The sequence below is a fragment of the Phaeovulum veldkampii DSM 11550 genome (assembly GCF_003034995.1).
GTDB lineage: Bacteria > Pseudomonadota > Alphaproteobacteria > Rhodobacterales > Rhodobacteraceae > Phaeovulum > Phaeovulum veldkampii.
In genome coordinates this window covers 117,359-128,630 of record NZ_PZKF01000005.1, presented here as the reverse complement: position 1 = coordinate 128,630, position 11,272 = coordinate 117,359, and the positions used below count along the sequence as shown (strand labels likewise).

Sequence of the window (11,272 nt, the reverse complement as noted above, 5' to 3'; positions counted from 1 at the left end):
CGGGCTAACTGCGGCCTGCACTATCACAGGTGGTCTGCCATGATGCCCGTCAAAAGTCTGGTTCTACTTTCTCTTCTGGCTGTTGCAGCCTGCGCGCCGACGACTGTTCCGTTGGGGCCAGATGGCAAACCGCTGCCGCAGCTTTACAAGATTGGCGCAAAGGATGCCGAGCGCATCCCCTATGCGATGCTCGATCAGGTCAACGCGCTGCGCGCCGCCACCGGGGCCACGCCGCTGGTTCTGAACGCGCAGCTTGCCGCTGCCGCTACCTCCCATGCGCGCGATATGGCTGCGCAGAACCGGCCCTGGCATTTTGGCTCAGACGGGTCCACCCCGTTCGATCGCGCCGCGCGGGCGGGCTATGTGGGCCGCGTCCGGGGCGAGAATATTTCAGAGACCTTCGAATCCGAAACCGAGACGCTTTCGGCCTGGATGGGGCTGGCCGATACCCGCGACGTGGTGATGAACCCCGCCGCCCGTGACATGGGCATTGGCTGGTATCAGGAAGCCAGCGGCAAGATCTGGTGGACTCTGATCACCGGGGGGTGAACGGGTGGGCTGACCTGGCCAGCCGATCCGTCACGGGAAGATGATGACCGGGGTGCCAATCTGCACCATCGCAAAGATATGCTCGATCTGGCCATCCTTCACCGCGATGCACCCTGCCGTCCAGTCACGCCCGCCGCCCTTGTGCTTGCCCGCGCGGCCGTGGATGAAGATATCCCCCCCCGGTTTGCGGCCCTGCGATTCCGCATAGGCCACGTCATGCGCATCGGGGTAGGAAATCCCCAGCGACAGGTGATAGCCGCTGTTGGGGTTCTTGCGGTCGATCAGATAGGCCCCCTCGGGGGTGCGGCCATCGCCTTCAAACCGCTTCGGCCCAACCGGGTTTCCGCCAAGCGAGATTTTGTAGGTCTTGATGATGTCTTGCCCTGAAAACAGATACATCCGCCGCTTGGCCTTGTAGATCTGGATCTGGGTGACGGCCGGGCCGTCGTAGCGCAGCAACTGAGGCTTGCGCGGGCCACCGCAGGCGGCCAGAATCGTCAGGCTGGCAAGCCCGAGGAAGGTGCGGCGGGAAAGCATCGTGCCTGTATCCGTTTTTTGTTCTTCTGATCCGCTGATAGCCTGTTTTGCCCGATTTGCCTAGCGGGCTGGCGCATTCGGCGCCGCGGCAAGCGCAGGTCAGCCCGGTAATGGCCGCACCGAAACTGGACGGCTTGGCAAGATCGGTGCTAGCGTCGATGCTGTGCAATAAAGGTGCTCCTTCATGTCGGCCCCCCGCCGCAAAATTCCCGCCGGTGGCAAAGGCTTTAGCCCGTCGATTGAAACACTGCGCGGCGTGGCCGTGCTGCTGCTGGTCGCCTATCATGTCATCGGGTCAAGCCCGACCTCGGGGCTGATGGTTGGTTATCCGCACCCTTTGCGTATCTTTGCCGATGCCATGGCCGATGTGCGGATGCCATTGTTTGCCTGCATTGCAGGCTATGTCTATGGTCTGCGGCCGTTGACCCTTGTGGGCTACCCCACATTCGTTGCCGGCAAATTCCGCCGACTGGTCATTCCGGGGGGGATTGCTTGCACGCTGTTTGCCATCCTGTCCATGATTGCCGGTAAGGATACCGCGCCTGCACCGGCCGAGTTCTGGACGATCTATGTTTATCCATATGCACATTACTGGTTTCTTCAGGCCATTCTCGTTATTTTCGCGCTGTTCGGTCTGTTCGACGCGGCGACCGGCAGGCGCGGCCATCTTGTTGCCTTTGTGCTGGCGCTTGGCGTGTTTCTGGTCACGCCGCCACTGAAGCCTGATTACAACATCCTGTCGATGAATGCGGTCGTCTATCTGCTGCCGTTCTTTCTGGTGGGTCTGATCCTTCAGCGCGAACAGGGCCGGGTGGTGGCATGGTGGCCGCTGATCATGGCCGCCAGCCTGCTGTGCGTGCTTGCAACGGGTTGGGTGGCATTGAACCATTACAGCGCCAATGGCGTTCTGGAGACTGACCGGCGCGATCTGACCAGCCTTGCCATGGGCCTTGGCATCTGCACGCTCGCCATTCTGGCGCTGCCCCGGATCACGGCGCTGGAATGGATCGGCCCCTATTCGCTGACGATCTATCTGTATCATGTCTTCGCCACCGCGCTGATGTATGAAATCCTGGTGGCCTGCGGGGCTGTGGCGCTGCTGCCGCTGTTTGCTATTGGTCTGGTCGTCGGCATTGCGGTGCCAGTGGCGCTGCATCGCATTGCCGCGCGCTGGGCTTTGTCGCGCCGCTATATTCTGGGCATCGGTTCGGGCCGCAAGGCGGAACGCTAGGGCGCGGCCCCTGTTGCGGCGAAACCCCGCATGTCGGCGCCCCGGCCCGGCGATTACGACGCGGGGTCCCCAGCCCCGAGGAGTTTCATGCCCCGCCTTTTCCCGACCGTCGCCGTGGCCCTAGCCCTTGCCGCCAACCCCGCCATCGCAGGCGGGATCGAACGTGCGCTGCCCCCGTTCGGCCTGCTGTTTGAGCCGGGCAACCATCTGCAATTCGACATTGCCCGCATCAGCCCGCGGGTGACGGGCCAGCAGGTGCCTTGGCCCGCGGAAACCGGCGATGTGCTGGGCAATTTTTCCACCGGGGCGCTGGCGCTGAAGGTTGCATTGGGCGCGCGGGCCGATCTGGCGGTGGTGCTGAACAAGCCGGTGGGCATTGATCTGGCCTATCCGGCGTCGGGTTACATGATCAGCGGCTCGCAGGCGGCGATCTAGGCGACGCGGCTGACTGCGCTTTTGCGTTGGCGTTTGACCGGCGCAATCAGCCTGATCGGCGGGGCGCTGCTGGAAACCGCCAGCGGCACGGTCGATCAGTTTGACGGCTACAGAATGCGCACCGAAACCGATCTTGCCCCTGGCGCGATCCTGGGGGTTGCCTGGGAACGCCCCGACATCGCCGCACGGGTGGCGCTGATCTGGACCTCGGCGATCAACCACGATTTTTCGGCGCGCGAAATCTGGGGGGGCGACTGGTCCGACACCGCCTTCCGCACCACGATTCCGCAAAGCCTGACGCTTGAGGCGCAGACCGGCATCGCCGCCGACACGCTGGTGTTCGGCTCGGTCCGCTGGGCCGACTGGAGCGCCTTCAACATCTCGACCCCATTCTATGAAGACGTCTACGCAATGCCTTTGGCGGATTACAAAGGCGACGTGACCACCTTTGAGATCGGCCTTGGCCGACGGTTCAGCGACCAGTGGTCTGGTGCGGTGATGCTGACGCATGAGCCGAAGATTGGCGGCTACTCTGGCAACCTCGGCCCGCAAGACGGGATGACCGCGATCACCCTTGCCGCCACGCGGACCCAAGGGGCGGTAACGGTCACGGGCTTTGTGCGCCATGCGGAATTTGGCGATACAGCCACACAGTTGCCCGGCCTTGAACCGCTGGGCCGCTTCACCGACGATCACGTCACGGCGGTAGGTCTGCGGGTCGGTTACGCCTTCTGACCGGGCCGCGACAGCCGCGCCACCAGTTCGACATGCGCCGACCAGCGAAATTGATCGGCCGGCAGAATCCAGTCGATCAGGTAGCCTGCGCCGGTCAGCACACGGGCGTCGCGCGCAAAGGTGACGGGGTTGCACGATACATAGGCAATGACCGGCACGGCCGAGGCTGCAAGCTCGGCCACCTGTGCTGCGGCGCCCGCGCGGGGCGGGTCGATGACCACGGCGTCGAACCGGGCCAGTTCGTCGGGCAGCAGCGGGCGGCGGAACAGATCGCGCGCCTCGGTGGTGACGCGTTGCAGCCCTGCGGCCCCGCGCCAGCCGGCATCAAGCGCCGCCAGGGCCGCCTGTTCGCCCTCGACCGCGTGAACCTCTGTCGTTGCCGCCAGGGGCAGCGCAAAGGTGCCGCAGCCCGCGAACAGATCGGCCACCCGCGCCGCATCATCGGTGGCGCGGCGCACGGCGACCAGCAGTGCCGCCTCGCCCTCGGCGGTGGCTTGCAGAAACCCGCCGGGGGGCGGGGTCACGCGCGCCGCGCCCAGCCGCAGGAACGGCGGGCGGCGTTCGGTGACCTGCGCGCCGTTCCAGTCGAGCCGCGCCAGATCGGCGGTGTCGGCCAGCCGGGCAAGCGCCTCGAACAGCGCAGGCTCTATCCCTTTGCCGCCGGTTGCGGCCACGGCTACGCCCGCCTCTGTCAGGGTCAGGGCAAAGGCGATTTCACCCTTGCGGCTGGCGCCAAGCGCGGTTGCCTCGCGCAGGGCGGGCAGACAGGCGATCAGTTCGGGGCGCAGCAGCAGGCATTCCGGCACCTCGACCACGGTTTCCGAAGCGCGGGCATGAAACCCCACCAGAACCCCTGATTTCACCCGCCGCCCGGCCAGCGTGGCGCGCCGGCGCGACCGGGCGGGCGAGGTCTCGGTGGCCAGCACCGGCGCCTCCAGCCCTTGACCGGCCAGCGCAAGCCGCACCACCTCGGCCTTCCAGCGCGCCACCAAGGCATCCGAGGCATGTTGCAGCGTGCAACCGCCGCAGGCGCGGGCGTGGGGGCAGGGTGGGCGCACCCGGTCGGGGCTGGAGGTGATGATCTTTGGCGCGGCGATACGGCCCGCGACCGGTTCGCCCTCGACCACCTCGCCGGGCAGCGCGCCTGCGATGTAGGTCGCGCCTTGGGTGCCACGCGCCACGCCCTCGGCCGTCAGGCTCAGCCGCTCGACCGTCAGGATCATGCGTCGTCGGTTCCCAGAAAGCCGCCGGATTGCCGGTTCCAGTAGCGGGCATAAAGCCCGTGCTGGGCCAGCAGTTCGGCATGGCTGCCCTGTTCCACGATCTGGCCCCGATCCAGCACCACGATCCGGTCCATTGCGGCGATTGTTGAAAGCCGGTGGGCGATGGCCAGCACCGTCTTGCCCTCCATGATCTTGTGCAGCGCGTGCTGGATCGCGGCCTCCACCTCGCTGTCCAGGGCCGATGTGGCCTCGTCCAGCACCAGGATCGGCGCGTCCTTCAGGAAGGCGCGCGCCAGTGCGATGCGCTGGCGCTGCCCGCCCGACAGTTTCACCCCGCGTTCCCCCAGATTGGCGTCATAGCCGGTGCGCCCGGTATGGTCCTTCAGGCCCAGAATGAAGTCATGCGCCTCGGCGGCCCGCGCGGCGGCGATCACCTCGTCCATGGTGGCATCGGGGCTGCCATACAGGATGTTCTCGCGCGCCGATCGGTTGAACATCGCGGTTTCCTGCGTCACCATCCCGATATTGCGGCGCAGGGATTCCTGCGTGACATCGCGCAGGTCGTGCCCGTCGATCAGAACCCGCCCTTCCTCGGCGTCGTAAAGGCGCAAAAGCAGCGCGACCAGCGTCGATTTCCCCGCACCCGAGGCGCCGACGATGCCCAGTCGTTCGCCCGCGCGGATCGTCAGGTCGATCCCGTCTACGCCGCCCACCTCGCGGCCATAGGCAAAGCGGACATTCTCGAACTGCAGCTCGCCCCGGACTCGGCCAAGCTGAACCGCGCCGGGCTTGTCGGTGAGGGTGTGCGGCGGGGTCAGTGTGCGCATCCCGTCTTCGACCTCGCCGACCGAGCCCCAAAGGCTCATCAGCGCCATCGACACCCAGCCGGTCATCTGCGCCAACCGCATCGAAATGGCCCCCGCGGCGGCAATATCGCCTGCGCTGGCATGGCCCGCCTGCCACAGAAGGATCGTGCCGCCCACCAGCAGCACCGGCAGCATCCCGGCCAGCGTCATCAGCGCCAGGCGGAAGCTGGCCGATACGCGACCGAAATCCAGCGCGCGTTCGCGGAACCCCGCCATCGCCGACAGCGCGGCGCGGTCTTCGTGGTCGGCATGGGCGAACAGCTTGACGGTCTTGATGTTGGTTATCGTATCAACCACCTGCCCCGTCACCATCGCGCGGGCCGAGGCGCGCGCCGCCGACTTGCCCCGCACCCGCGGCAGAAACCAGCGGATCAGCCCGAGATAGGCCACCAGCCAGACCGCCAGCGCAGCCGCCGCCCAGGCGTCGATCGCCAGCAGGAACAGGGCCGAGCCGATCATCGAGGCCAGCGCAAAGGCCACGACGTTGATCACCTCGGTCGCCACATCGGTCACCGACCGCGCGGTCTGCATCTGCTTTTGCGCGATGCGCCCGGCAAAGTCGTTGTCAAAGAAGGTGACGGCCTGCCCCATCGTCCAGCGATGCAGCCGCGACAGCACCAGAGGCAGCACGTTCGGCCCGACAAGGATGTTGGCCGAGGCCGAGGACAGCCCGAACACCACCGGCCGCAGAATCAGGAAAAAGGCGACGAAGGCAGCCAGCAGCCCCCAGTTGTCGGCAAAGATGCGGTCGGGTTCCGAGGTCAGCGCCGCGTCGATCACCCAGCCCAGCAGCAGCGCCGAGATCACCTCAAGTGTGCCCGCCAGCGCCGACAGCACACCCGCCAGCCACAGCACCGGCCAGGCGCCTTTCAGGCACCAGCCAAGGAATGCGCCAAGGCGTCGCGGTGGGGCCCCTTCGGCGGGGCTGAAGGCGTCGATCATGTCTCTCAGGGCCTCGCTTTTGCCCTCTATACGCCCCGCTTGCGGCTGAGGAAACCCGGCTCAGGCCAGCAGGTCATCACGGGTCAGTGCAAAGTCCGACGCGATCCAGCGTGCCTCCAGGTCTTTCAGACGCGCGCCCAGTTCGGCGCCCGACAGGCCCGGCATCAGATCGCGCGCGGTCACCGGAAAGCGCGCTGCGGCACCGCGCAGGGCGGCCTCGGCCCAACCCTCGGGCATCGGTGTGCCGATCAGCGCGGCGCGGATCAGCCCCGCGTCCAGCGCCGCCTGTGCCCCGATCCGGTAGCCAAGCACCCCCGGCCCCTCGCCTCCGCGCGCGCAATCGTGCAGGGTTTCCAGCCTGCGGTCCTCGGCGCGCGACAGGCGCAGCCGTTCGGCCACATCCTGCCCACCCAGCACGGCAAGGCGGCGCAAGGCATCGGGTGCGCGCCCGGCTTCCAGATGAATCAGCGGGGCCAGCGCCGACGCCTCGGCACCCGGCAGGACATGGGCCAGAACGCCGGTGATCTGCATCGCGGCCACAGCGGGTGCGGGGTCGACGGCGGCCAAAAGCTTGCGCATTTCGGCCCCCACCCGTTCGCGCGACAGGGTTGCAATGCCGCCCGCCAGCATTGCGCAGGCGGCCAGCCCCTCCGGGTCGGGGCCGTGGGTCGGGTCGGCGTAATGGGCGGTAAAGCGGAAAAAGCGCAGGATGCGCAGATAGTCTTCGCGGATGCGGTCTTCGGGCAGGCCGACAAAGCGGATGCGCCGCGCCGCCAGATCGCTCAGGCCGCCGCCCAGCGGGTCGATCACCCGGCCCCAGGCATCGGCATAAAGCGCGTTGACGGTAAAGTCGCGTCGCGCCGCGTCGTCCTCGATCCGGTCGGCGAAGGCGACGATGGCGTGGCGGCCGAAGGTTTCCACATCGCGGCGGAAGGTGGTGATTTCGTGCGGCTCGTGGTTCACGACCACGGTCACGGTGCCATGTTCGATGCCGGTAGGAACTGGCCTGACCCCGGCGGCGGTGGCCAGTTCCATCACCCGTTCAGGCCGCGCGTCGGTGGATATGTCGATGTCGCTGACCGGCAGGCCCAGCAGCGCGTTGCGCACGCAACCGCCCACCAGCAGTGCTTGATGCCCGCCCTCCGCCAGCATTGCCAGCACCGCCTGTATGCCTGCATCGGCCAGCCAGTCGCCCGAAATCCGCATTACGCCATCCGATCCGCCAGCGCCCGCAGGATGCGGGCCGTTGCGCCCCAGATGTAATAGGGGCCGTAAGGCACGGTATAATACCGCCGCATCTGCCCGCGCCAGAGCCGCGCCTCGATCCGGTAATTGGCGGGGTCTGCCAGATGCGCCAGCGGAACGGTAAAGACCTCGTCCACCTCGCCTGCCTCGGGCAGCGGGTCGAACGGGGCCAGCCGCACCAGAACCGGGGTGATCAGAAACCCTGTCACCGTCTCATGCGGGTCGATCAGGCCCAGCAGAGTGGCAGCCCCCGGCGGCAGCCCCACCTCTTCGCTCGCCTCGCGCAGCGCGGCGGCGGTTGCATCGGCATCGCCGGGGTCAACCTTGCCGCCCGGAAAGGCGATCTGGCCGGGATGGTGGCGCAGATGCGAGGCGCGCTTGGTCAGCAGCACCTCGACCCCGCGGCGGGTTTCCACAAACCCCACCAGAACCCCGGCGTGCCGCAGCACCCGGCCTGGCGGCAGCAGGATTTCGGGGTTCAGGTCGAAATCCGACGATGGCCGCCCCGGCCGGGCAAGTGCAGCCAGAACCGGGGCCAGCGGGTCAGGCATCGGCCGCGTCGAGCGGCGTGCCATCGGGGGCCACCGTCGCCTCGAACCCAAGGCTTTTCGGATCAAAGATGTAATGCGCGCCACAGAACTGGCAATCGGCGGTCACGGTGCCTTCGGGCGTGGTCATCGTGCGGATGTCCTTGGCCGAATAGATCGACAGGCTTTCGCGCACCCGATCCGCCGAACAGGTGCAGCCGAATTCAACCCGCTGCGCATCAAAGACGCGGGGGCCTTCCTCGTGGAACAGCCGCACCAGCAGGTCGGTGGGGTGAACGGTCGGGCCGATCAGCTCCATCTCTTCGACGGTGTCCAGCAGCAGGTTAACCCGGTTCCAGTTTTCGCTTTCGGCGCCTTGCAGAATGTCGGCCCCTTCCAGCAGTCCACCCTCGCCGCTGGCCTCGCCGGTGGAGACGAAAGGCGATGCCTTGGGCATATGTTGCAACATCACGCCCCCCGCCCGCCAGCGTTCGCCCTGACCGGGCAGGCGCGAGCGACCGTAAGACAATGCAAACCGCGTGGGCAGTTGTTCGGACTGGGCGAAATAGGTTTGCGCGCAATCGGCCAGTGACCCGCCCGCCAGCGGCGTGATGCCCTGATAGGGCACCATCCCCTGGCCCTGGTCGATCAGGATGGCGAAATAGCCGGTGCCGATTTGCTCAAACGCACCTGCCGACGGCTCAAGCCGCGCGGCATCAAAGCTCGCCCAGCCGCGGATGCGGGCAGGCGCGCCCTCTTCTGCCGGGCCATAGTAATCGGTGGCGATGATGCGGATCGGGCCATTGCCGCGGATTTGCAGGCTCAGCTTCCAGCGCAGCTTGATCGTCTGGCCGATCAGCGCGGTCAGCAGGGCGGCCTCGGCCACCAGCGCCTCGATCTGCGGGGGGTAGTCGTGCTGGGCCAGCACATGTTCCAGCACGCCATCAAGGCGCGCGACCCGGCCACGGATGTCGGACAGGTCAAGCTGAAACGGCAGGACGGTATCGTCCCAGGCAATCTGCGAAAGCGTGGTCATGGTGATCCTAGGGGGTTCACGGGGGGTTCCTTCAGCCCTTGGGCTGGCATACCGTGCCTATATAGGCGCAGCAACCGCACACCCAAGGGCAAAAGCATGATCCGCAGATTTGGTGAACCTGTTGTCGCGGGGCAGCGATACCGTCGCCGCCCCGGCGCCTATGCGGTTCTGGCGCTGGGCGGGCGCGTTCTGGTGACCCATCAGGCCGAACCCACGCCCGAGTTTCAATTGCCCGGCGGCGGCATCGACCCCGGCGAGCATCCGATTGCCGCCTTGCACCGCGAGGTGTTCGAGGAAACCGGCTGGTCGATCGCTGCGCCGCGCCGGTTGGGGGCGTTTCGTCGCTTTACCTACATGCCGGAATACGACCTCTGGGCCGAGAAACTGTGCATGATCTACCTCGCCCGCCCGGTGCGCCGCCTTGGCCCCCCGTCCGAACCCGGCCACCGCGCGGTCTGGATGGACGCCGCCGAAGCCGCCCGGCGGTTGGGTAATGCGGGCGACAGGCATTTTCTGCGGCTGGTTTTCGCCGGGCATTGACCCCGTCGCCTCTCTTATATTCAGACCGCTTCACCGCCTGTTAAGGCGCACGGGGTTAGCTGCCCGTGCGGGCTATCTTCTTAATGGGTTTTCATGGTGTCGGATGATCGTTCAACGGGGCTGGCCATGGTGGAAACGCCCCAGCTCACCGCGGCGCGGCGGATTCTTGTTGTCGATGACAGCCGGATGCAGCGCCGCATTCTGGCGGCCCAACTGGCGCGCGCCGGCTATCAGGTGCAAGAGGCGGGCACGGCCGAGGAGGCGCTGGCGATCTGCGCCGAGACCGAGCCTGACCTGATCCTGTCAGACTGGGTGATGCCCGGCATGTCCGGGTTGGAATTTTGCCGCGCCTTCCGCGAAATGCCGCGCACGGGATACGGCTATTTCGTGCTGCTGAGCTCCAAGACCGAAAAGGACGAGGTGGCGCTGGGCCTGCAAAGCGGGGCCGATGATTACCTGCTCAAACCCGTCAATGGCGACGAGTTGCGCGCCCGGCTGGCCGCCGGTGAACGTATCCTGCGGATGGAGCGGGAGCTGAAGGAAAAGAACCGTCTGGTGTCTTCGACGCTGGCCGAATTGCAGGGCCTTTACGATACGCTCGACCGTGACCTGAAAGAGGCGTGGAAGCTGCAGCAAAGCCTTGTGAGGGAACGCTTCCGCAGCTTTGGCAGTGCCGATGTGTCGCTGCTGTTGCGGCCCACGGGCCATGTTGGTGGCGATCTGGTGGGCTTTTTCCCGATCAACGCGCGCCGCATCGGCCTTTATGGTATTGACGTGTCGGGCCACGGCATCACCTCGGCGCTGATGACGGCGCGGCTGTCGGGCTATCTGTCGGGGGCCTCACCTGATCAGAACATTGCCCTGATCCCCGCCGAAGCCGGGGGCCACGACGCCCGGCCCCCGGCGGAGCTGGCCGCCTATCTGAACGCCCTCGTGATCGAAGAGATGCGGACCGAAAGCTATTTCACGCTGATCTATGCCGATGTCGATCTGATCTCGGGGCGGGTCGAGATGGTGCAGGCCGGGCACCCGCACCCGGCGGTGCAGCGCGCCGGTGGCCGGGTTGAATACCTGGGTCGCGGCGGGTTTCCGATCGGGCTGATTGAAAATGCCGAGTATGAGAGCTTTGCCACCGTGCTGCGCCCCGGCGACCGGCTGTTTCTGATGTCGGATGGCGTGACCGAGGCCGCCGATGCGCGGGGCGCTTTGCTGGGGGAAACTGGGCTGGGGGCGATCATGGCAGGTTCGGCGCAGATGCCTGGCCCCGCCTTTCTTGAGGCGTTGATGTGGGATCTGATCACCTTCAGCGGCGGCGACCTCACCGATGACGTGTCGGCGGTGCTGCTGGAATTTCACGGCGCGCCCTCGTCGTGCTGAATGGCCAGCGATTAACGCTTCGGCAAACA

12 protein-coding genes are annotated in these 11,272 nt (G+C 66.4%); 6 read left to right on the top strand and 6 right to left on the bottom strand.

Annotated elements, in window-relative coordinates:
* Positions 1-39 precede the first annotated feature (39 nt).
* Entirely contained in the window at positions 40-549 is a 510-nt protein-coding gene (gene dalA, locus C5F46_RS03705; protein ID WP_107324006.1) for a divisome-associated lipoprotein DalA, read from the top strand.
* A gap of 30 nt (positions 550-579) precedes the next feature.
* Here dalA and C5F46_RS03700 read toward each other — a convergent pair whose 3' ends face one another.
* Entirely contained in the window at positions 580-1,086 is a 507-nt protein-coding gene (locus C5F46_RS03700; protein WP_107324005.1) for a L,D-transpeptidase family protein, read from the bottom strand.
* Positions 1,087-1,270: 184 nt separating this feature from the next.
* Between C5F46_RS03700 and C5F46_RS03695 the strand changes: the two genes are divergently transcribed.
* The 3 genes from C5F46_RS03695 to C5F46_RS03685 all read left to right on the top strand — a co-directional run bounded on the left by C5F46_RS03695 (position 1,271) and on the right by C5F46_RS03685 (position 3,487).
* Positions 1,271-2,317 carry an acyltransferase family protein gene (locus C5F46_RS03695; RefSeq protein ID WP_107324004.1) on the top strand — a complete coding sequence of 349 codons (1,047 nt, stop codon included), beginning with the start codon at positions 1,271-1,273 and terminating at the stop codon, positions 2,315-2,317.
* An 87-nt stretch (positions 2,318-2,404) separates the two neighbouring features.
* Complete coding sequence (locus C5F46_RS03690) at positions 2,405-2,752, top strand: hypothetical protein (RefSeq protein WP_107324003.1); 348 nt, start codon at positions 2,405-2,407, stop codon at positions 2,750-2,752.
* A gap of 33 nt (positions 2,753-2,785) precedes the next feature.
* Positions 2,786-3,487, top strand: coding sequence for a hypothetical protein (locus tag C5F46_RS03685; protein WP_107324002.1), 702 nt, complete (start codon positions 2,786-2,788; stop codon positions 3,485-3,487).
* Here the strand turns inward: C5F46_RS03685 and C5F46_RS03680 are convergent.
* From C5F46_RS03680 to hslO, 5 genes are read right to left on the bottom strand one after another with little or no spacing between them, the layout of a single operon-like run.
* Positions 3,475-4,710 carry a class I SAM-dependent RNA methyltransferase gene (locus C5F46_RS03680; RefSeq protein WP_107324001.1) on the bottom strand — a complete coding sequence of 412 codons (1,236 nt, stop codon included), beginning with the start codon at positions 4,708-4,710 and terminating at the stop codon, positions 3,475-3,477. The genes C5F46_RS03685 and C5F46_RS03680 overlap by 13 nt on opposite strands.
* Positions 4,707-6,518, bottom strand: a complete 1,812-nt coding sequence (locus C5F46_RS03675; RefSeq protein ID WP_107324000.1) for an ABC transporter ATP-binding protein — start codon at positions 6,516-6,518, stop codon at positions 4,707-4,709. The genes C5F46_RS03680 and C5F46_RS03675 overlap by 4 nt, the downstream gene beginning before the upstream one ends.
* 60 nt (positions 6,519-6,578) lie before the next feature.
* Positions 6,579-7,724, bottom strand: a complete 1,146-nt coding sequence (locus tag C5F46_RS03670) for a CCA tRNA nucleotidyltransferase (protein ID WP_107323999.1) — start codon at positions 7,722-7,724, stop codon at positions 6,579-6,581.
* The gene (locus C5F46_RS03665) at positions 7,724-8,338 is read right to left on the bottom strand and encodes a CoA pyrophosphatase (protein ID WP_407947348.1); all 615 of its coding nucleotides are present in this window, start codon (positions 8,336-8,338) and stop codon (positions 7,724-7,726) included. The genes C5F46_RS03670 and C5F46_RS03665 overlap by 1 nt, the downstream gene beginning before the upstream one ends.
* A complete protein-coding gene (gene hslO / locus C5F46_RS03660) occupies positions 8,307-9,326 on the bottom strand; it encodes an Hsp33 family molecular chaperone HslO (protein WP_107323998.1) in 1,020 nt (339 codons plus the stop codon). Before hslO ends, C5F46_RS03665 begins: the two co-directional genes overlap by 32 nt.
* 96 nt (positions 9,327-9,422) lie before the next feature.
* Here hslO and C5F46_RS03655 point away from each other — a divergent pair, with 96 nt between their 5' ends.
* Positions 9,423-9,866: an NUDIX hydrolase gene (locus tag C5F46_RS03655; RefSeq protein WP_107323997.1), complete on the top strand. Its 444-nt coding sequence runs from the start codon at positions 9,423-9,425 to the stop codon at positions 9,864-9,866.
* Positions 9,867-9,959: 93 nt separating this feature from the next.
* Complete coding sequence (locus C5F46_RS03650; protein WP_328588551.1) at positions 9,960-11,243, top strand: PP2C family protein-serine/threonine phosphatase; 1,284 nt, start codon at positions 9,960-9,962, stop codon at positions 11,241-11,243.
* Positions 11,244-11,272: the final 29 nt, after the last annotated feature.